Origin of the sequence: Actinacidiphila yeochonensis CN732 (genome assembly GCF_000745345.1) — a bacterium.
Taxonomy (GTDB): Bacteria; Actinomycetota; Actinomycetes; order Streptomycetales; family Streptomycetaceae; genus Actinacidiphila; species Actinacidiphila yeochonensis.
In genome coordinates this window covers 2,701,005-2,722,135 of record NZ_JQNR01000005.1, presented here as the reverse complement: position 1 = coordinate 2,722,135, position 21,131 = coordinate 2,701,005, and the positions used below count along the sequence as shown (strand labels likewise).

10 protein-coding genes and 2 pseudogenes are annotated in these 21,131 nt (G+C 74.8%); 7 read left to right on the top strand and 5 right to left on the bottom strand.

Going from position 1 to position 21,131, the window contains the following annotated elements; genetic code table 11:
• Positions 1–156 precede the first annotated feature (156 nt).
• Positions 157–948, top strand: a complete 792-nt coding sequence (locus BS72_RS38680) for a class I SAM-dependent DNA methyltransferase (RefSeq protein WP_037913292.1) — start codon at positions 157–159, stop codon at positions 946–948.
• Positions 949–1,409: 461 nt separating this feature from the next.
• Positions 1,410–3,080: an HAL/PAL/TAL family ammonia-lyase gene (locus BS72_RS23405; protein WP_232792510.1), complete on the top strand. Its 1,671-nt coding sequence runs from the start codon at positions 1,410–1,412 to the stop codon at positions 3,078–3,080.
• A gap of 237 nt (positions 3,081–3,317) precedes the next feature.
• Here BS72_RS23405 and BS72_RS23400 read toward each other — a convergent pair whose 3' ends face one another.
• The 3 genes from BS72_RS23400 to BS72_RS23390 are packed head-to-tail and all read right to left on the bottom strand — an operon-like array spanning position 3,318 to position 5,991.
• Complete coding sequence (locus tag BS72_RS23400) at positions 3,318–3,752, bottom strand: NUDIX domain-containing protein (protein ID WP_037913290.1); 435 nt, start codon at positions 3,750–3,752, stop codon at positions 3,318–3,320.
• A complete protein-coding gene (locus BS72_RS23395) occupies positions 3,749–5,002 on the bottom strand; it encodes a DegT/DnrJ/EryC1/StrS family aminotransferase (RefSeq protein WP_037913288.1) in 1,254 nt (417 codons plus the stop codon). Before BS72_RS23395 ends, BS72_RS23400 begins: the two co-directional genes overlap by 4 nt.
• On the bottom strand, positions 4,999–5,991 hold the full coding sequence (locus tag BS72_RS23390; RefSeq protein ID WP_037913286.1) for a Gfo/Idh/MocA family protein: 993 nt from the start codon (positions 5,989–5,991) through the stop codon (positions 4,999–5,001). Before BS72_RS23390 ends, BS72_RS23395 begins: the two co-directional genes overlap by 4 nt.
• 108 nt (positions 5,992–6,099) lie before the next feature.
• Here BS72_RS23390 and BS72_RS23385 point away from each other — a divergent pair, with 108 nt between their 5' ends.
• Positions 6,100–7,461 carry a helix-turn-helix transcriptional regulator gene (locus BS72_RS23385; protein WP_232792509.1) on the top strand — a complete coding sequence of 454 codons (1,362 nt, stop codon included), beginning with the start codon at positions 6,100–6,102 and terminating at the stop codon, positions 7,459–7,461.
• A 321-nt stretch (positions 7,462–7,782) separates the two neighbouring features.
• Here the strand turns inward: BS72_RS23385 and BS72_RS23380 are convergent, their stop codons facing one another.
• Entirely contained in the window at positions 7,783–8,685 is a 903-nt protein-coding gene (locus BS72_RS23380; protein WP_037913281.1) for an NAD(P)-dependent oxidoreductase, read from the bottom strand.
• Between the two features lie 292 nt (positions 8,686–8,977).
• Complete coding sequence (locus BS72_RS23375) at positions 8,978–10,111, bottom strand: acyltransferase family protein (RefSeq protein WP_037913278.1); 1,134 nt, start codon at positions 10,109–10,111, stop codon at positions 8,978–8,980.
• A gap of 646 nt (positions 10,112–10,757) precedes the next feature.
• Between BS72_RS23375 and BS72_RS39995 the strand changes: the two are divergent.
• The 4 genes and pseudogenes from BS72_RS39995 to BS72_RS32705 all read left to right on the top strand — a co-directional run.
• Positions 10,758–12,997 (top strand): annotated as a pseudogene (locus tag BS72_RS39995) (type I polyketide synthase); the annotation flags it as partial.
• A gap of 9 nt (positions 12,998–13,006) precedes the next feature.
• Positions 13,007–14,242: a phosphopantetheine-binding protein gene (locus tag BS72_RS39990; RefSeq protein WP_407639053.1), complete on the top strand. Its 1,236-nt coding sequence runs from the start codon at positions 13,007–13,009 to the stop codon at positions 14,240–14,242.
• A pseudogene (locus BS72_RS40165) lies at positions 14,208–15,841 on the top strand (type I polyketide synthase); the annotation flags it as partial. The gene BS72_RS39990 and the pseudogene BS72_RS40165, both read left to right, overlap by 35 nt.
• 231 nt (positions 15,842–16,072) lie before the next feature.
• Positions 16,073–21,097, top strand: coding sequence for a thioester reductase domain-containing protein (locus tag BS72_RS32705; RefSeq protein WP_232792508.1), 5,025 nt, complete (start codon positions 16,073–16,075; stop codon positions 21,095–21,097).
• The last annotated feature ends 34 nt before the right edge of the window (positions 21,098–21,131 follow it).

Here is a 21,131-nt window from a genome sequence, read left to right as displayed (position 1 = left end):
TTCCCACCGGCCCGACTCCCCCGCCGCGCTCCCCCCGAGGGTCGGCGCGGCGTCCAGTCGGCGCCCGGAGAACCACCCCCGGCGCGGCGCGTGTCCGGCCGGGGAGCGGGGGACGGATAGGTCACCGTGTGAACACGTCGAGTGATGGGAGCTCCCATGAGCCAGCAGACCACCGCGCTCCAGCCGTACGACACCGTCGCGGACGCCTACGACCGGATGGGCGAGCTCGTCACCGGGAGCTGGGGGGAGAAGCACCACCACGAGAAGGCCGCGTTCCTGGCCGCGCTGTGGGAGGGCGGGGACGTTCCGGTCGACACCGTGCTGGAACTGGCCTGCGGCACCGGCCTGATGCTCCGGGAGCTGGCCGACCTCGGCTACGAGGTCACGGGGTTGGACCGCTCCCCGGCGATGCTGGAGCGGGCCCGCGCCAGGCTCGGCGCCGAGGTGCCGCTGGTGTGCGCCGCGCTGCCGGAGGTGCCCGTCGAGCGGTGCTTCGACGCGGTCATCAGCGCCGGGGAGTCCCTGAACTACCTGACCGGGGCCGAACTCGCCACCACCTTCCAGGCCGTGGCGGCGGTGCTGCGCCCGGGCGGCTCCTTCGTCTTCGACGTCCGGGCGGCGGGCGTGATGACCGACCAGGCCGGGCCGGCCACCCTGGCCTGCGACCTCGGTGACGTGGCGTTCATCATGGCCTACTCCAACAGCCCCGAGGGCGACCGCTGCGACGTGACGTGGACGCAGTTCGTGCGCACCGGCCCGGAGCCGACCGACCCGTACGCCCGGACGGTGGAGCACCACCGCCTCTACCCGCTCACCCAGGAGGTGATCCGGGAGGCGGCCCGCGGCACGGGGCTGGTGGAGCAGGGGGTGTACGACAACTACGCCCTCACCCCGGCGGACGGCTCCACCCTCACCCAGACGTGGACCTTCCGCCGCGCGGACGCCTGACGGCCTGACGGGCGGGCGGGCGGGCGGGCCGCTCGCCGTATGCGAACAGGTCGGACGTCACGTGAAAGGAGCGGCCGACGATCGCGCGGGTAAGCGGACGGATTTCCGTGTCAACGCGCCGACGGAGTACACCGTTTCCGGCTCGTCAACGCCGCGACGCCCGTTCCTCCGTACGCTCGTCCTGTCCGCACGGAGAAACACGGCTCCGCCAAAGGCGCGTTGGAAAGAACCCTTTCTCTCGTGATAGGAGAGCGGGTACGTACAGTGCGCCGGGCTTCCGCGTCCCCTCCCCGTTCGGTCCTGCGGGCGCGCGCCTCGCGACCCCCTTGTGCGAACGAAGCATCGCCCACTGGATACCGCCGACGGTCCGGGAAAGAGCACGATGCCTTCGGTCCTTGGAACACGGAAATGACCAGCCCGTGATCGCGTGCCGCAAGGCCCACCGGAAAGGAAGCCTCACCGTGACAGTCGAGGTAGAGAAATGCGACCCGCCGGATGACGAGAGGCTCACCGAGCCCGCGCCCCGCCCCGTCGAGACGCGGCTGGACGGGCGGTCCGTGGCGGTCGAGGAGGTGGCCGCGGCGGCCCGCCGGCCCGGCCGCCGCACCTTCCTGCTGGACGAGGACGCCGTCCTCCGGATGCGGGACTCGGTGCGGCTGAAGGACGAGGTGGTCGCCGCCGGGCTGCCGGTCTACGGCGTCACGTCCGGCTTCGGGGACAGCGCGCGGCGGCAGATCTCGGCCCGGAAGGTGGAGGCCCTCCAGGCCAACCTGATCGCCGGGTTCCGCAACGGGACCGGCCCGGCCGCCGCCCCCGACGTGGTGCGGGCGACCATGATCACCCGGGCCAACTGCCTGGCGCGGGGCGGCTCCGGCATCCGGCCGGAGGTGGTCGCGCTGCTGCTGGACTGCCTCAACCACGACATCCTCCCGCTGATCCCCGAGCAGGGCTCGGTGGGAGCCAGCGGGGACCTGGTGCCCCTCTCCTACGTCGGCGCGCTCCTCACCGGCCAGGGCGAGGTGCTGCACCGCGGCGAGCGCCGGACGGCGGCGGCCGCCCTGGCGGAGGCGGGCCTGGAGCCGGTCTCGCTGGCCTCGAAGGAGGGCCTGGCCCTGGTCAACGGCACGTCGTTCATGGCCGGGTTCGCCGTCCTGGCGCTCGGCGACGCCGCTGAGCTCGCCTTCACCGCCGACCTGTGCACGGCCCTGGCCTCGCAGGCGCTGGACGGCAACCCGCTGCACTTCACCGCGTTCGTCTTCGACCAGAAGCCGCACGCCGGGTCGGTCGCCAGCGCCCGGCTGGTCCGCCGGCTGCTGGGCCGGGAGCAGGAGGGTGCCGCCGTGCCGAACCAGGCCGGCCACGCCACCGGGGCGATGCCGCGGGGCGCCGGGTTCCGGACGCTGGAGCGGCCCATCCAGGACCGCTACTCGATCCGCTGCGCGCCGCACGTGACGGGGGTGCTGCGGGACACCCTCACGTGGGCGTCGGAGTGGACCCGGGTCGAGATCAACTCGTCCAACGACAACCCGCTGTTCGACACCGGTGCCGGCGTGGTGGTCAACGGCGGCAACTTCTACGGCGGCCACATCGGCCAGGCCATGGACGCCCTGAAGACCGCCGTCGCCAGCGTGGGCGACCTGCTGGAGCGGCAGTTGCAGCTGGCCGTGGACGAGAAGTACAACAACGGCCTGACCCCCAACCTCATCCCGCGGTTCGCGGACGACGACTGGGAGGCCGGCCTGCACCACGGCTTCAAGTCGCTCCAGCTGGTCGCCTCGGCGCTGACGGCGGAGGCGCTGAAGCTGACCATGCCGGCGTCGTCCTTCTCCCGCTCGACCGAGGCCCACAACCAGGACAAGGTCAGCATGGGCACCATCGCCGCGCGGGACGCCCGGACAGTGGTCGAGACGGTCCGGCAGGTCGCCGCCATCCACCTGCTCGCCCTGTGCCAGGCCGCCGAACTGCGCGGCCCGGACCGGCTCAGCCCCGCGACGGCCGCCGCGCTGGCCGCCGTCCGCGCCGTGTCGCCCGCGCTGGACCGGGACCGCGGGATGGAGGACGACATCCAGCGGGTGGCCGGCCTGATCGCCTCCGGCCGGCTGCACCGGGAGGTGGAGGCGGCCATCGGGTAGCCCGAGGACGCGGGCCCTCTGTGCCGACGGGATGCTGTTGGTTGGTCGGGGCGGGCTCCCTGTGAAGCTGCTCGTGGTGGGCGGCAGCGCCCCGTAGCATCTCCGGCTGACAGGCGACGGCCCGTCAGCCGGACAGGGTGAGCCCGAAGACCGCCCTGGGACGGTCCTGGAAGCGGAGAGCCGTACGGCACGCCCTCGACAGCTGCGTGAGTGGGTCGTACGGCTCGTGCGGGGTGGTCAGCGGGTGATCAGCTCGAGGACGGCTGCGCTGACCGGTGGCAGGTTGGCGCGGTGGGCCCACTGGTAGGCGTCGTGCTCGGTGAGGACGATCGGCTCGGTGTCCTTCACAGTGCCGCCGAAGTTGAACTGGCGGGTGGCGCCGCCGCGGCTGCTGGTGTAGTCGAAGTGGCCGATGTAGCCGGTGACCGTGTCGATGGTCAGGCCGGTTTCCTCGGTGGTCTCGCGGTGGAGGGCCCCCAGGATGGACTCGCCAGCCTCGACCTTGCCGGAGGGGATCTCCCACAGACCGCCCAGGTAGTCGTCCGGCTTGCGGCGCACGAGCAGCACCCGGTCGGCGTCGGTGATGACGGCCCCGGCCACGAAGCCCGTGATGCCATCGGCTCGGGCGTCGGCCACCAGGCGGTTCAGGAAGTCGGGGGAGGGCGTCGTCATGCCAGCAGCTCCTTGTGATGGTCGCTCACCTTTGCGGCCACGCGCACGTACTGATCGGCCAGCGCGAGATCCTGCTCACGATGCCAGACCGGGAGTTTGATCGTGTGCCGGTAAGTGTGTTCGGCGACGGGGAAGGACCCGGGCGGGTACTGCCGGTGGTGCTGCGGGTGTCCGGGGAACAGTCGGTCCGGGTGCCGGTAGAGCGGGAGTTCGTGCAGCGGCCTGGTGGAGCCGGACCGGTCGAACTCGCTGGCGCCCTCGGCCAGCAGGGCCTGGTGGAACCGCTCGATCGGCAGGCCGCCGAGCTCGTCGGGCCGGTAGGTGAGCGTCAACCCGTACCAGGAGTGGATCACACCTTCGGGGACCGGCGTAACGTCCAGACCGGGGACTTGGGCGAGGTGCTCGGTGAGGTAGCGGGCGATCTCGGCGCGGCCGGCGAGGTAGCCGTCGAGGCGGTGGAGCTGGTCAAAGGCGAGGGCCGCGGCGAGCGGGTGGATGCGGAGCTTGAGGCCGGAGCCGGTGACGGCATACCGCGCGAGCGGATGGCTGTCCGGGATCTCGGACCGGCACCGCTTGTTGTAGTGGGCGAACATAAGCACCCGGTAGTAGGTGTCGTCATCGTTGCTGAGCACGAACCCGCCCTCGCCGCCCGACAGCGGCTTGGGGCCGTTGAGGGAGAATGCGGAGGCCAAGCCGAAGGTGCCGACCTTCTTCCCATCGATACCGGCGCCGTGGGCGTGCGAGCCGTCCTCCAGCAGCACCAGGTCGTGGGCGTCCGCGATCGCCGCCAGTTGGGCCATGCCGGCGGGGCGGCCCCACAGGTGGGTGACCATCAGCGCCCGGGTGCGCGGAGTGATCAGCTCCTCGACCCTCGCGGGGTCGATGTTGCCGTCCGGGCCGGTCTCGCACAGCACCGGTACCGCGCGCAGGTGGAACAGCGGGGAGGCAGTGGCGTGGAACGTCCAGGCAGGCACGATCACCTCGTCCCCGGCCTTGATCCGCACGGCCGCGTAGGTGGCGTGCAGGGCGGCGGTGCCGGAACAGGTGGTGATCGCGTGCCGGACGCCGAAGTACCCCTTGAGGGCGTCCTCCAGTTCGGCCACGATGCCGGAGCGCCCGGGGATGGACACGGCGGTGTCCAACTGGGCGGCGACCCTGGCGCGGGTGACGTCGTCGATCGGCGGCCAGCTGAAGTGCGGACCGGTGGCGATCGCTTCGGGCTGACCGCCGAGCAGGGCGAGCGTGGTCACAGCATCTCCTTCGGATCGATGTAGCGCCCGGCTGTCTTGGACGCGTAGCACGTGGCGATGAAGGCGGCGTGGGCGAGGTGCTGTTCGGGGCCGGAGGTGTTGGGGCGATCGCCGTCCAAGACCCGGCAGAAGTAGTCGATCTGCGCGGTGGCGGCACTGACCGGGGCGTGCGGGCGGGCCAGCTCCTCCACGACCGTGCCGTTCAGGTCGAGCCTCTGCACCTGGCCCTTGGTCAGAAGCACGGAGCCGCGGGTGCCAACGACACGCAGCTTCTCGGTCTTGGGGGCCGCCCAGCGCGACAGCAGCACCGAGCCGTACAGGTCGGTGTCGTAGCCGAGTTGGATGACGGCTGTGTCCTCGGCGTCGTAGCCGGCTCCGGGAACGGCAGCGGCGGAGAACTCGGCGAGGATGCGGTTGGGCAGGCCGAAGTACCACAGCAGCAGGTCGATGAGGTGATAGCCCATGTCGATGATGCAGCCGCCGCCGGCCTGCTTGATGTCCCCGCGCCAGCCGGCCCCGGGGTGGTCGGTGTGGAAGGTGTACTGGCCGTCGATCAGGAACGGGGTACCGATCTGGTCGAGCAGGCCCAGCACGCTGGTATAGATCGGATTGAACCGGCGCTGGAGGGTGACCATCAGCTCGATCTGCCCGGCCTGGCAGATCTGGGCGAGTTCGCGGGCCTCGGCGAGCGAGGTGGCGAACGGCTTCTCCTTCAGCACGTGCACGCCGCGCTTGGCGCACTCCTTGATCACGGCCCGGCCGGCATGGTGCGGGACGGCGACTATGACGAAGTCCGGCTTCACCGCATCCAGCAGGTCGCTGGGGAGGGTGAAGGCGGCTACCTGGAGCTGCTCTTGACGCTCACGCAGGGTAGTCGGGTTGCTGTCGCAGACGGCGACGAGCTCGGCCCGGATGGAGTCGAGCAGGCCGGGCAGGTGGTCATCGACCGCCTGATGGCCGAGTCCGATGACCGCGGCACGCCGTTTCATGGGCACATTCCTTCCGCTTCGCGAAGGGGGATCTTCGGTGTGCGTCGAGTACAGCCCGACTCAGCGTGACCGGAAAGACTTTGCCGGTAGTCCCGGGGTTGTCCCACCATGGCTGACGGTAGGCTCGCGGTCACCATCGATGATGGGATGGGCGCTGTGGACGACCCGATCCGGCATCCCGTTGCCTATGCGCGCACCCTGCGTGGCTGGTCCCAGGGCGACTTCGCCACGGTCCTCGACCGGGTGGCTCGCCGTCACGGGCTTCGCTCCGGCGCCGACAAGACGGCCGTAAGCCGATGGGAGAACTGGCGCAAGACTCCGAACCTCGAATCGCAGTTGCTGATCGCCGAGGCCTTCGACGTCCCGATCACGGACGTGGAGGCATACGGCTGGCCGTACTGGCTGCCCGGACGGGACGAGCCGCTGCCGCTGGGAGCGGCCTATACCGTCCGAGCGCTCCACGACGCACAGAGAGCCTCCATGGACCGCCGTAGCTTCATGACCTACAGCGCCACCTCGCTGGCTGGCCTGGCCTCCCAGTGGGCCACGATCGAACCCGGACGCCTCGTCTCGGCGTTCGGCGGCAAAAGGGTGGACCCCGAACTCGTGGACTGGCTTGAGGACACCAGCGCGAAGCTGACGGCCCTGCCCACCGAGCAGCGCCAGCACACCATTCGCCTGATGGACGCCCACCTCGCCACCGTCACCGAGCTGATCGAGGACGGCCGCTACAGCGAGGCCACCGGCCGCCGCCTGCACCTGCTCGCGGCCTCCCTCGCCACTGCGGGCGGCTGGTACCGCTTCGACCACGGCCGACACTGGGCAGCCGGCAAGCTCTGGGGCGCCGCCTTGCAGTCCGCCCACGCCGCCGGCGACCGCGATCACGGCGCCGGGGTGCTCTCGGACTTCGCCTACCAGGCGAACTGGCTCGGCGAGCCGAAGATCTCCGTCGAGCAGCTCGGATTCGCCCTGTCGGGTACTGGCCACCCCACCGCCCGGTCTCTGCTGTTCCTGCGCAGGGCCAGGGCCCACGCGGCGCTCGGCGACCGTTCGGCCTGCTACCGCGACCTGTCACAGGCCGAGGACGCCCTGGGCGTGCATGCCGCAGACCCCGCGCCGGACTGGTGCGCGTGGATGAGCCCGGCCGACCTCGCTGTCGACTCCGGCCAATGTCTGCTCGACCTCGGCCGCACCGAGGAGGCTCACGTCCGGATCATTGAGGGCATGGCCCTGCTGCCACAAGCCCGGGACAAGACACGCGGGATCTTTCTGACCTACCAGGCCAAGGGGCACCTGCGGTCCAACGACATCGAGCAGGCACTCGCCCTCACCGGCGAGTCGCTCGACCTGGCCACGCGGATCGGCGCCCCGCGATGCGTCACGCTGGTTCGCGATCTCGCACCGGCCTTCACGGCCTACCGCCAGGTCGACGGTGTCGCGGAGTTCCTCGAACGACTCCGGGCAAGCTGAGCGCCGTCAGCACCCGGCCGTCAGGAATCCGCCCGATCGTACGCCGGTCGGGGAAGTCCGTTGTCGTCCATGGGGAGCCCTCTCTTCCGCTGGGTCAGGGCAGAAGGACGTCCCGCGCGATGTCGAAGCGGTCCGGCGGCCGGCCGGGGAGTTCGATGCTGCCGTCGCCGGCTGCCGCCCCCGCACTCGCGCTCGCGCCGGCCGACGGCGCAGGGGGCCCGCGTGGTGGCCCGCCGGGCGGCCGTGTGTCCGCCCGGCGGGCCGCCGCGCCGGTCCGAGGGCCGGCGGCGCTCCGGACCGCCGGCCCCCGGACCTCCGCCCTCAGAGCGCGGGTTTGCGGAAGTACTCCACCACGCTCGCGTAGCTGTCCTCGGCGTGGCCGCGGGCGGCCACCTCGGTCAGGACGGACCTCAGGTGCCCCGGGAGGGTCCCGTCCACCCCCCGGACGGCGCTCTCCCGCACCAGGTGGGCGACCCCGGCGAGATGGGTGCGGACGGTGGAGTCGTCGGCCGTGAAGTCGCCGGCGGCGATCTGCTCGGCGTAGCGGGTGACGAACACCCCCATGGCCTGGAACAGCATCCCGGCGAAGGGCGCGAAGGCGTCCGCGCCGACGCCCTCGGAGCCCACCAGCGCCGTGGCGTGCAGGACTCCGTTGAGCGAGGACCACATGGCGCCGAGCAGCGCCACGTCGTACAGCGACGCGAGCCCCTCGGTCGCGCCCAGGTGCAGGGGGCTGCCGCCGAGGGCGGCCAACGTGGCCTCGTGCTCGGTGAAGAGGGCCGTGGGGCCGCTGTAGAGGATGGCGGTGTCGGGCAGGCCGATGGCGTCCGGCGTGGCCAGGATCGCGCCGTCGAGGTAGCGGGCGCCGAAGCCCTCCGCCTCCCGCGCGGTCCGGAGGGCGTCCTCGGAGGTCCCCGTGGTGAGGTCCACCAGCACCCGCCCGGACAGTGCCTCGCCCGCCTGCCGGAGGATCTCCCGTACGGCCTCGTGGTCCTTGACGCACAGCACCGCGAGCGGGGCCGCCGTGAACGCCTCGGCCGGGGTGGCCGCGCTGGTGGCGCCGCGCTCGACGAGCGGGCCGTCCTTGCCGGGCGAGCGGTTCCACACGGTCGTCGGATGCCCTCGGGTGACGAACGCCCCGGCGAGCGCCGCGCCCATCAGGCCCAGGCCGACGACGGTCACCGGTGCCTGTCCGGGGGCGGCCCCGGCGGCCCCGGCGGTCATCGCCGCCCTCCGCGTACGCGAGGGGAGTCGGGACAGGTCCCCGGACCTCGGTCCGGGTGGGGCCGTGGCCGCGTCGCCGCGGCCGGTGGTGTGCGCATCGGTACCTCCAGTGGGGGGATGTGGGGCGGGTTCGGGTGGGCTCGGGTGGGTGGTGCGCCGTACGGGGTGCGCGGGGCGCGTACGGGGGTGCGCAGGACCGCCGGATGAGGCCGCGTCGCGCCACCCGGGCGTGCGCGGAGCGGTCGCGGGTCCCGCCGGGCGGGGGTGGAGCCGGGTGCGGGCCCGGGCCGGCCTACCCGGACGTCTCGCTCGGGCGGGCCGCCGGCCAGCGCCGAGGACCGCCCAGCCGCCGCATCCACGGCTTCTCCACGGCCGTGTGCAGCAGCCACGCGGCGGCGGCCGAGACCGCCAGCAGCAGCAGGGTGACCAGGGTCCTGCCGAGCGGGCCGCCGGCGTGGGCGGGGTCGAGCAGGTGGCAGCCGTAGACGATCACCAGGTAGTGCGACATGTAGAGGGCGAAGGAGAGCTCGCCCAGCCGGCGTGCCACCGGGTGGCCCAACGCGGTGCGGGCGCCGCGCAGGTCGGCCGCGGCGCCGCCGAGCAGCAGCAGGCACAGCGGGACGACGGTGGCGGCGGCGATGCCGAACAGCAGCGGGGCCCGTTCGTCCAGCGGGTAGACCAGCGTGAACGCCAGGGCGCCGTGCCACAGCCGCACGCCGCGGGCCCGGCCCTCCCGGACCAGCCGGGCCAGCAGCACGCCGAGCAGGAACTCCGGGAGCCGGCTGGGCGGGAAGGCGTAGGACAGCCACATCTGCCCGAGTGACACCGGGAAGTAGCCGAAGGTCGGGCCGGAGCCGAGGAGCGGCCGCAGCGCGGTGACCAGCGCGGGCAGCGCCATGATCGTCCCGGCCGTCGCGGCGGCGCACGGCCACAGCAACCGGGCCGGAACGGCCGCGATCCACCGTCCGAACAGCGGGAACGACAGGTAGAAGGCGGCCTCGCAGCACAGCGACCACGAGACCCCGTTGACGCCCGGGTCCATCAGGTCGAAGTGCGGTGACCAGGTCTGGACGAGGAACACCTGCGGCAGCCACCCGCCGGTGGCCGCCCGCCGACCGGTGGCCTCGACCAGGAGCAGGCCGGCCAGCAGCGTCACGAGGTGGGTCGGGTAGACGCGGGCCGCGCGGCGCCGCCAGAAGGTCGCGGCGGCCTGGCCCGGCTCCCACGCCCAGGCCAGCAGGAAGCCGCTGAGCAGGAAGAAGAACGAGACCCCGGCGAAGCTCAGCCGCAGCCAGGTGGCGCTCTCGTCGCCGTCCGCCGACCAGATCATGCTGGAGTGCTGGGCGACGACGGTCGCCGCGGCGACGAAGCGCAGGCCGGTCAGGGACGGCAGGCGGGACGGGACCGGCACGGCGGTCGCGGACATGTGTCTCCCATCGTCCGAAGGAGAGCTCGGCACCGGCCCTGTGCGACCGTACCGTTGGGAAATCCGATAAACCCAGGGGTTGCCATTCCGATGGCCGCCGGTCCGCCCTCCGGATCTCGGAGGATCTCGGAGGATCTCAGAGGAACCGGCCCGTGCGGTGCGTGATTTCCCATCGGAGCCGCGTGCATCGTATCCGGCCTCGGCGCCCCGGAAATCGCCTCCGCCATCCCGTCACACTTTCAGGTGGACAACATTCCGGGCCGCCCTGGCGCCATTTGCCGTGCCCCGGCCCGAAAAGTGCGGGATCACGGGGAACACCGGGCCGCGGTGGCGGATTCCCGTCGTGAAAAGACAACGGTGCACCTGTGGGACGGTGTTGGAGAGGTCGTGTGCGCACGGGAAAGGAGGACGCGGAAAACGTTGAAACGCGAAACGTCGGAACGGCCTCAAGCGGCACTCTTCCAGCTATCCGCAGTATCCCGAATATCCCCGGCATCCCGCAGACACCCGCGGGTATCCGCCCCCGGCCCGGCCGTCCTGCCCGTTGCCCTCGCCTCCTCCCCCGCGCTCCGCTGATCTCCCCCGGTTTCCCCTCGTCTCCCCGCCCCTTCCCCGCCCCCGACGGCAACACAGAGTGGACGCTCCCGTGGCCGACAACGCTCCCCAGGCCGACAACGACAGGCTTCGCCAGTACCTGAAGCGCGCGGTTTCCGAGGCCGTCGACGCCCGCGAGCGGCTGCGCGCGTACGAGGACCAGCGGCACGAACCGGTGGCCATCGTCTCGATGGCGTGCCGCTACCCCGGCGGCGCCGACACGCCGGAGCGGCTGTGGCGCCTGGTGGCCGACGGGGTCGACGCCGTGTCGGGCTTCCCCGCCAACCGGGGATGGGACCTCGACGGCCTCTTCCATCCCGACCCCGACCGGCCGGGCGCCTCGTACGTCGACCAGGGCGGGTTCCTCTACGACGCGGACCTCTTCGACCCGGGGTTCTTCGGCATGTCGCCCCGGGAGGCACTGGCCACCGACCCGCAGCAGCGCCTGCTCCTGGAGACCGCGTGGGAGGCGCTGGAGCGCGGCCGCATCGGCCCGGGCAGCCTGCGCGGCAGCCGCACCGGGGTGTTCGCCGGGGTGATGTACAACGACTACGGCGCCCGCCCGGCCCTGCCGCTGGACGGTTTCGAGGGCCACCTCTTCAACGGCAGCGCGCCGAGCGTCGCCTCGGGCCGGGTGGCCTACACGTTCGGCTTCGAGGGGCCGGCCGTCACGGTGGACACCGCCTGCTCCTCCTCGCTGGTCGCCCTCCACCTGGCGGCCGCCGCCCTGCGGCGGGGCGAGTGCGACCTGGCACTGGCCGGCGGGGTCACGGTGCTGTCGACCCCGGCGGTCTTCAGCGGCTTCTCCCGGCTGCGCGCGCTCTCCCCGGACGGCCGGTGCAGGTCCTTCTCGGCGGACGCCGACGGAGTGGGCTGGTCGGAGGGTGTCGGCCTGCTGCTGCTGGCCCGGCTGTCCGACGCCCGCCGGGACGGCCGCCCGGTGCTCGCCGTACTCAGGGGCTCCGCCGTCAACCAGGACGGGGCCTCCAACGGGCTGACCGCCCCGCACGGCCCGGCCCAGGAGCGGGTGATCCGCGCGGCCCTCGCCGACGCCCGGCTGGGCCCGGCCGACGTCGACCTGATCGAGGCCCACGGCACCGGCACGCCGCTGGGCGACCCGGTCGAGGGGCGGGCGCTGCTGGCGGTCTACGGCCGGGCGCGGACGCCGGACCGGCCGGCGTGGCTGGGGTCGCTGAAGTCCAACATCGGCCACGCCCAGGCCGCCGCGGGGGTCGGCGGCGTGATCAAGGCGGTGCAGGCCCTGCGGCACGGCGTGCTGCCCGCGACCCTGCACGCCGAGCACCCCACCCCGCACATCCCGTGGGACGAGGGCGCGTTGGCCCTGCTGACGGCGGCCCGGCCGTGGCCCGGGGAGGGTTCGCCGCGCAGGGCGGCCGTCTCGGCCTTCGGGGTCAGCGGCACCAACGCGCACGTGATCGTCGAGGAGGCCCCGCCCGCCCCCACCCGGGGCAGGGCCCGGCGGTCGACGCCCACCCGGCGGAGGACGCCGGGGCCGAGGGCGTCCGTCCGGCGCCGGTCCCGTTGACCGCACCGGCCGCGCCGAAAAGGGCCGTCGAGCCGGAAAGGTCCGTCGCGCCGGAAAGGGCCGTCGCACCGGAAAGGGGCGTCGTGCCGGTCGCGGCGCCGTGGCTGCTGTCCGGGCGGTCCGCCGACGCCGTCCGGGCGCAGGCCCGCCTGCTGGGCCCGCTGGCACACGGCGAGGACGCCCCCGCGCCGTTCGACGTGGCCTGCTCCCTGGCCACGACCCGTACCGCACTCCCCTACCGGGCCGCGGTGGCCGCTGCCCGGCCGGAGGCGGTCGCGGCCGCGCTCGCCGCGCTCGCCGACGGAACGCGGCCGGTGCACCGGGTGGCCGAGGACGAGCGGCGCACCGCGTTCCTGCTGACGTCAGGGGTGCGGGGGTTGGCCGGTCTGGTACGGGAACTGGAGCTTTCCCACCCGGCGTTCGCCACCGCCTTCGCCGCCCTGTGTGCGGAGATCGACCCGCTCCTTCCGCTCCCCGTACGGGAGTTGCTCGACATCGGCGGTTGCTGCGGCGGCCGGGCGGACACCAGCGGCCTGAGCGAGACGGCCGGCCCCGCGGTGTTCGCGCTGCACGTGGCGCTCTTCCGGACCCTCGGGTCCTGGGGGGTGCGGCCCGCGCTGCTGGCCGGGCAGGCGGTCGGCGAGATCGCCGCGGCCCACCTCGCCGGGGTGCTGTCGCTCGCCGACGCGGTGGCGCTCGCCGACGCCCACGGCCGGCTCGCCGGGGAGCCCGGCGCCGGCGCGGCGGCCGAGGAGGTGCGCCGGGTCGCCTGCGCCCTGGTGCTCTCGCCGCCCGACGCCACTCTGGTCTCCGTCTGCGGCGACCCGGCGTGGAACTCGGTCGGCCACTGGGCGGCGCTGCCCGCGCGGCCGCGGCTGACCGTCGACGAGGCGGTCCGGGCGCTGGCCGCGCAGGGCGCGGACACGGTGGCCGTGCTCGGCGCGTGCGCCGTGCGGGAACCTCGCGCCGTACCGCTGTTGGGGCCGTCCGGGCCCGCCGCGAACGCCCTCGCCGCCGCCCTCGGCGGACTGCACGTCCGGGGCACGGCGGTGGACTGGCCGGCCTTCTTCTCGGACACCGGGGCCCGCCTCACCGACCTGCCGACCTACCCGTTCCAGCGCGAGCGCTACTGGCTGGAGCCGGTGGCCGCGGCCGAGTCCGTCCCCGGCCCCCGCTGCTCCACCGCTGACAGCCCGCCGTCGGACGGCGCCCCGGACGCGGCCGACGTGCCCGCCGTGTCCGCCGAATCCGCCGCGCCCGCCGCGCCCGCCGTTCCGCTGGCCGAGCGGCTGCGCGGTCTGACCGCCGGGGAGCAGCGCTCGCTGGTCCTCGACCTGGTGCGGGCCGAGGCGGCGAGCGCGCTGGGCCACTCCGGAGCGGCCGCCGTGGAGCCCGAACACCCCTTCCAGCAGGCCGGACTGGACTCGCTCACGGCCGTACGGCTGCGCAACCGGCTCGCCGCGCTGAGCGGGGTGCCGCTGCCGGTCACGGTGCTGTTCAACCACCCGACCCCGGCCGCGCTCGCCGCTTTCCTGACCGCCGAGGCGCTCGCCGGGGCACAGCACGGCGCTGCCGGAGCCGCCGGGAAGGCAGGGCCGGCGGGCCCGGCGGCGGACGCGTCGGTGGCTGACGCGCTGGACCGGCTGGAGGCGGCGCTGGCGGCCCCGCCGGCGGCGGGGCGGACGACGAGGCGGTCGCCGCCCGCCTGCGCGCGGCCCTCGCCCGCTGGGAGGAGGGCCGCGCGCCCGGCCGCCCGCCGGCCGTCCCGGACAGCCGGCTGGCCGCGGCCACCAAGGCGGAGATCTTCGACCTCATCGACGACGAACTCGGCCGCGCCACACCCTGACCGGCGCCGTCCGCGCCGCCGTCCCAGTCCGTCCGCCCCCTCCCGACCGCGTCCGTCCCTCCCGCCCCTCCCGACCGCGTCCGTCCCCTCCCGACCGCGTCCGACCGTCCCTGTCTGCGAAGGAAGAGAGCACCATGTCCGATGACGAGGACAAGCTCGTCGCGTACCTCAAGCGCGTCACCGCCGAGCTGCGGACCGCGCGGCGGCGGATCTCCGCGCTGGAGGCCGCGCGGCACGAACCGGTCGCGGTCATCGGCATGGCCTGCCGCTATCCCGGCGGGGTGGCCGGCCCGGACGACCTGTGGGACCTGGTGGCGGCGGGCCGCGACGCGGTCACCCCCTTCCCCGCCGACCGCGGCTGGGACCTGGCCGGGCTGTACGACCCCGACCCGGACACCGCCGGCACCTCGTACACGCGTGAGGGCGGGTTCGTCGCGGACGCCACCGGCTTCGACGCGGACTTCTTCGGCATCTCCCCGCGCGAGGCCACCGCGATGGACCCGCAGCACCGGGTGCTGCTGGAGACGGCCTGGGAGGTGTTCGAGCACGCCGCCATCGACGTCACCACGCTGCGCGGCGGCCGGGTGGGCGTCTTCGCCGGCGTCACCGGCCAGACGTACCTCGGGCTGGCCGGGCCGCCGGAGTACGAGGGGCACCTGCTGACCGGCCGGCTCGGCAGCGTCGCCTCGGGGCGTATCGCGTACACCTTCGGCTTCGAGGGCCCCGCCGTGAGCCTGGACACGGCCTGCTCCTCGTCCCTGGTCGCGCTGCACCTGGCGGTACGGTCGCTGCGCGAGGGGGAGTCATCGCTCGCCCTGGCCGGCGGGGTGACCGTCATGGCCACGCCCAGCGGCTTCGTCGACTTCTCCCGGCAGCGCGGGCTCGCCCCCGACGGCCGGTGCAAGTCCTTCGCCGCGGCGGCGGACGGCACCGGCTGGGCGGACGGCGTCGGCCTGGTGCTGCTGGAGCGGCTCTCCGACGCGCGGCGCAACGGGCACCGGGTGCTCGCCGTGGTGCGCGGCACGGCCGCCAACCAGGACGGCGCCTCCAACGGCCTCACCGCGCCCAACGGCCTCGCCCAGGAACGGGTGATCCGGGCGGCGCTGGCCGACGCCGGGCTCGACGCCGCCGAGGTGGACGCCGTCGAGGCGCACGGCACCGGCACCCGGCTCGGCGACCCCATCGAGGCGCAGGCGCTGCTGGCCGCGTACGGTTCCGGCCGCCCGGTCGAACGCCCGCTGCTGCTGGGCTCGTTGAAGTCCAACATCGGACACTCCGCGGCGGCGGCCGGTATCGGCGGCGTGATCAAGATGGTCCAGGCGCTGCGGCACGCCGCGCTGCCCGCGACCCTGCACGTCGACCGGCCGACGCCGCTGGTGGACTGGACGGCCGGCGCGGTCGAGCTGCTCACCGAGCAGCGGCCCTGGCCGCGCACCGGCGCGCCGCGCCGCGCGGGCGTCTCGGCCTTCGGCGTGAGCGGCACCAACGTCCACCTCGTCCTGGAACAGGCCCCGGAGCCCGAACCGGCGTCGAAGGCCGAGAACCTCGGCGGGGAGGTCAGCGACGACGCCGGTCGGGACGCCGGTGGGCAGGACACCGGGCACCGCGGCGGGCAGGACACCGAGCAGGGGCCGGGCAGGGGGCCGGGCAGGACGCCGATGCCGCCCGGCCGCCGCTGCCCGCCGTGCCCTGGGTGGTCTCCGGGGCCACCCCGGCGGCGGTCCGCGCGCAGGCGGCGCGGCTGGCCGCGTTCGCCGAACGGCACCCGGAGGCCGCGCCCGAGGCCGTCGGCCGGGCGCTGGCCACCACCCGCGCGGCGCTGCGGCACCGGGCGGTGGTCGTGGGAGCGGGCCGCGAGGAGCTGCTCGCGGCGGTGCGCGGGCTGTCGCGGGGCGAGGGCGACGCGCCGCGCCGCCCGGCCGCCGAGCCGCGGCTCGCCGCCCTGTTCACCGGCATGGGCGCCCAGCGTCCGGGGATGGGCGCGGAGCCGTACCTGGACTTCCCCGCCTACGCCGAGGCGTTCGACGCGGCGGTCGAGGCGTTCGCGCCGCACCTGGACCGGCCGCTGCACGAGGTCGTGGCGGCGCGGGAGCTGCTGGCGCAGCACCGGTACGGCCAGCCGGCGGTGTTCGCCCAGGAGGTCGCGCTCTTCCGGCTCTTCGAGAGCTGGGGGGTGCGTCCGTACGCGGTCGCCGGGCACTCGCTGGGCGAGCTGTCCGCCGCCCACGTGGCCGGTGTGCTGTCGCTGCCGGACGCGGCGGCCGTGGTGGCCGCCCGGGGCCGGCTGATGCAGGAGCAGCCGGACAACGGCGCGATGGCGGCGCTCGGCGTCACCGAGGAGGAGGCCCGCGCCCTGCTGGCGCGGTATCCGGGCCGGGTGGACCTCGCGGCGGTCAACAGCCCGTCCTCGGTGGTCGTCTCCGGCGACGCGGACGCCGTACGAGAGGTCGCCGACGCCGTCGCGGCCGCCGGCGGGCGCAGCAAGCACCTGGCCATCAGCCACGCGGCGCACTCCTGGCACATGGACGGGATGCTGGCGGAGTACCGCGAGGTCCTGCTGGCCGCCACCCTCCGGGCGCCCGTCCTGCCCGTGGTCTCCGCCGTCACGGGCCGCGGCGCCGACCCCGACCGGCTGCGTACCGCGGAGTACTGGATCGACCAGGTCCGGCAGCCGGTCCGGTTCGCCGACGCCGTCGCCTCGCTGTGCGGCATGGGCGTCACGGCGACGCTGGAACTCGGGCCGGACGCCGTGCTGTCGGCCATGGTGGAGGAGTGCGGCGGGCGCGGGCCGGACGGTCCGGTGCTGTCCCTGGCCGCCCTGCGCGCCAACGCGCCCGAGTCCGCCGCCGTCGTCACCGCCCTCGGCCGGCTGTGGGCGGCCGGCGTGCCGGTCGGCTGGTCGGAGTTCTTCCCCCGCCGGGCCGCCGACCCCGTCGAGCTGCCCACGTACGCCTTCCAGCGGGAGCGGTACTGGCTGACGCCGGCCGACACGCCGGCCGGCGGCGGCCCGGCGGCCGGCCATCCGCTGCTCGACAGCGCGGTCCGGGTGGCGGGCCGCGACGAGTGGGTGTGCACCGGGCGGATCGGCACCGAGGTCCTGGCCACGGCCGGGCGAACCGCGGAACGGGCGGGCGCGCTGCCGTCCGCGGCGCTGCTGGACATGGTCGCCCGGGCCGGCGAGGAGGCCGGCTGCTCGCTGGTGGAGGAGCTGTCCGTCGACCCGGGGCCGGTACTGCCGGGACGCGGCGCGCTGGCCGCGCAGATCGTGGTCGGCGCGGCGGACGGCGCCGGGCGCCGGCCGGTCACGGTGCACTGCCGGCCGGAGAAGGGGCAGGGCACGTGGGCCCCCTGGGCCTCCGGCACCCTGAGCCGCACGGCGGTCCCCGCGCCCGCCGCCCCCGCCGCCTGGCCCCCGGCCGGCGCGGAGGCGGTGGAGACGGCCGCGGTGGTCGGCGCTTTGTCAGCCTGTGACGGTGGGCCCGCCGTCCAGCCGTCCCGGGCAACAGCCGGCACCGGAAGCACCGGAGGCACCGGCACCCGGGCACCCGTCACCGCGCTGTGGCGGCGGGGCGAGGAGTTGTTCGCCGAGGTGAGCGTGGCGCCCGGCACGGCGGTGGAGGGGTTCGGCCTCCATCCGGCGCTGCTCGACGTGGCGCTGCGGCTGGCCGTCGGCACCGAACGGCCGCGGCCCGCCCTGCGCTGGCGCGGGGTACGCCTGCACACGCCGGGCGCCGGGACCGTCCGGGTGCGGATCGCCCCGGGACCGGAGGGGACGCTGTCGCTGCGGTTCACCGACCCGGACGGGCTGCCGGTGGCGTCCGTCGGCTCCGTCGCGCTGGGCCCGGAGACCGCGGGCGACGGCAGCCGGGACCGCGGCGCCCTCGACGCGCTCTTCGAGACGTGCTGGCTGCCGCTGGCGCCCGGGCCGCGCGCGGGCCAGGACCGCTGGGCGGTGGTCGACCCGAGCGCCGGACAGGGCCGTGACGAGGCGCCGGACCCGGGTACGGCGTCCGAGCCGGATGGGACCTCCGAGCCAGGCGGGACCTCCGAGCCGGATGGGCCGTCCGCCCCGCTGGTCACGCTGCCCGGCGTCCCCGGGCGCCGCGTGCCCACCCTGGAGGCGGCCCTCAGCCTGCTGCCGGACTCCTGCGACACCGTTCTGGTGCCGCTGCTACCGGAGTTGCTTCGGTCCGCGCGGGAACCAGCCCTTTCCGAGCAGGAGTCGACACCGGGTGGGTACGGCGATCCCGCTGCCGGAGCCCACGCATACGCCTCGCGTGCGCTGGAGTTGGCCCAGTCCTGGCTGGCCGACCCGCGTTCGGGCGCGGCCCGGTTGGTGGTGCTGACGCGGGGCGCCGTCCACACGGCCGCGGCGGACGACCCGTCCGGAACAGTCGGAACGGCTGGCACAGCGGGAACAGCCGTCGAAACGCCCGACCCGGCCGCAGCCGCGGCGTGGGGGCTGCTGCGGTCGGCCCAGTCCGAGGCCCCCGGCCGGATCGTGCTGGCCGACCTCGACGGCGCCCCCGCCTCGGCCGAGGCACTGGCTGAGCTCCTGGCGTCGGGGGAGCCGCAGGCCGCTCTGCGGCAGGGCACCGTGCACGTGCCCCGGCTGGCGCGGGTGCCGGCCCCGGCCGCCCCGGCGCGGGCGGACCAACCGCCGTCCTGGGACCCGGACGGCACCGTACTGGTCACCGGCGGCACCGGCGCCCTCGGCGCGCTGTTCGCCCGCCACCTGGTCCGCCGCCACGGCGTGCGCCGGCTGCTGCTGACCAGTCGGCGCGGGCCCGCGGCGGACGGCGCCGCCGACCTCGTCGCCGACCTCACCGCGCTGGGCGCGCGGGTCACCGTCGCCGCGTGCGACGCCGCCGACCGCGAGGCGCTCGCCGAGCTGCTCGCGGGCATCCCCGCCGACCACCCGCTCACCGGCGTGGTGCACACCGCGGGCGTCCTCGACGACGGCGTGCTCCCGGCCCTGACCCCCGAACGGCTCGCTGCCGTGCTGCGTCCCAAGGCCGACGCGGCGTGGAACCTGCACGAACTGACGCTGCGTCACCACCTGTCGTCGTTCGTGCTGTTCTCCTCGATCGCGGGGGTGGTCGGCGGCCCCGGACAGGCCAACTACGCCGCCGCCAACACCTTCCTGGACGCCCTCGCCCAGTACCGGGCAGCCCGGGGGCTGCCGGCGGCCTCCCTCGCCTGGGGGTTGTGGCACGTGGACGGCAGCATGGCCGGGCACCTTTCCGAGCCGGACCTCAAGCGCATCGCCCGCGGCGGCGTGCTGCCGATCGGCGCGGCGGACGGGCCGGCCATGCTGGACGCCGCGCTCGCCACCGGACGCGCGGCGGTGACCGTGACGCCCGTGGACCCCGCCGCGCTGGCCGCCAACGACGACATCCCGCTGCTGTTCACCGGCCTGGTCCGGCGCGTCCCCCGGCAGGCCGTCCGGCGCGCCGCCGCCACCGCCGCGCCGCTGCTGGCCCGGTTCGCCGGCCTGCCCGAGCAGCGCAGGCGGCAGGAGGTGGCCGAGACGGTACGGCGGGAGACCGCGCTGGTCCTCGGCCACGCCACCGCCGACGCCGTCGAGGACGGGCGCGGCTTCCCCGAGATGGGCTTCGACTCGCTGGCCTCGGTGGGCCTGCGCAACCGCCTGGAGGCGGCCACCGGGCTGCGGTTGAAGGCGGGCGTCGTCTACGACCATCCCACGCCCGCCGCCCTGGGCGACCACGTGTACGCGGCCCTGCTCGCCGCCGCCGGCACCGGCCCCGCCGGACCTGCCGGACCTGCCGCCGGCACCGGACCCGCCGGACCCGGTGCCGGCGGCGTGGACTTCGAGGCCGATGTCCGGCTGGACGACGACATCCGTCCGGCCGCCGAGGTGGTCCGCTCCGTGGCCGATCCCCGCGAGGTCCTGCTGACCGGGGCGACCGGCTTCCTCGGCGCGTTCCTGCTGCGCGACCTGATGCGGACCACCCGGGCCAGGGTGCACTGCCTGGTACGCGGCGCCGGGCGGCTCGACGCCGAGCACCGCCTGCGGGAGGCGCTGCGCTGGTACCGGATCGAGGACGCTGTGGACCCCGACCGGCTGGAGGTCGTCCACGGCGACCTGGCGCTGCCCCGGCTCGGCCTGACGGAGGAGCGGTTCGACGTCCTGGCGCGTACCGCCGACGCCGTCTACCACGCCGGCGCGACCGTCAACTGGCTCCGTCCGTACGCCGAGTTGCGGGCCGCCAACGTCTCGGGCACCCGGGAGGTCCTGCGGCTGGCCGCCCGGCATCGCACCGTGCCGGTCCACCACGTGTCGTCCACCGGGGTCTTCGCCGCCGTCTCGGCCGCCGAGCGCCCGCTGCGGGTGGACGACCCGACCGGCCCGCCGGAGGCGCTGGCCAACGGCTACCTGCAGAGCAAGTGGGTGGCGGAGGAGGTGGTGCGGATCGCCCAGGGGCGCGGGCTGCCGGTCTCCGTGTACCGGTCCGACGTCATCTGCGGGGACCAGGTCAACGGAGCCTGCCAGCGCCACGACTTCATCTGGCTGAGCCTGAAGGGGCTGCTCCAGGCCGGTGTGGTGCCCGAGGGCCTGCGCGGCCCGGCCCACATGGCACCGGCCGACTACGTCAGCGCGGCGGTGCTGGCCGTCTCGCTGCGCGCCGAGAACGCGGGCGGCACCTTCCACCTGCACAACCCCGGCACCGAGGGCTACGCCGAGTTCCTCGGCCACCTCCGGGCGCTCGGCTACCCGCTGCCCGAGACGGACCTGCGGAGCTGGCGGGAACGCCTCCTCGCCGACCCCGACAACCCCCTCGTCCCGCTGCTCGACACCTTCGAACTCATCGCCAACGGCAAGGCGTTCCACCCCCCGATGGACGTCTCGGCCACCGAACGGGCCCTGGCCGGCACCGGGATCACCTGCCCGCCGATCGACGAGCGGCTGTTCCGCCGGTACGTCGAATTCTTCGTCCAGGCCGACTGGTTCCCGCGCCCGGACTCCCCCACCGCCTGACGCGCGAATTCGCACGCCACCGAGGAGAACAGCC

Coding starts and splice junctions, on each gene's coding strand:
- BS72_RS23375 (WP_037913278.1), bottom strand. CDS start 10,111: ATGTCCGCGACCGCCGTGCCGGTCCCGTCCCGCCTGCCGTCCCTGACC.
- BS72_RS23390 (WP_037913286.1), bottom strand. CDS start 5,991: ATGAAACGGCGTGCCGCGGTCATCGGACTCGGCCATCAGGCGGTCGAT.
- BS72_RS23400 (WP_037913290.1), bottom strand. CDS start 3,752: ATGACGACGCCCTCCCCCGACTTCCTGAACCGCCTGGTGGCCGACGCC.
- BS72_RS38680 (WP_037913292.1), top strand. CDS start 157: ATGAGCCAGCAGACCACCGCGCTCCAGCCGTACGACACCGTCGCGGAC.
- BS72_RS32705 (WP_232792508.1), top strand. CDS start 16,073: ATGGGCGCGGAGCCGTACCTGGACTTCCCCGCCTACGCCGAGGCGTTC.
- BS72_RS23385 (WP_232792509.1), top strand. CDS start 6,100: ATGGCTGACGGTAGGCTCGCGGTCACCATCGATGATGGGATGGGCGCT.
- BS72_RS23380 (WP_037913281.1), bottom strand. CDS start 8,685: ATGACCGCCGGGGCCGCCGGGGCCGCCCCCGGACAGGCACCGGTGACC.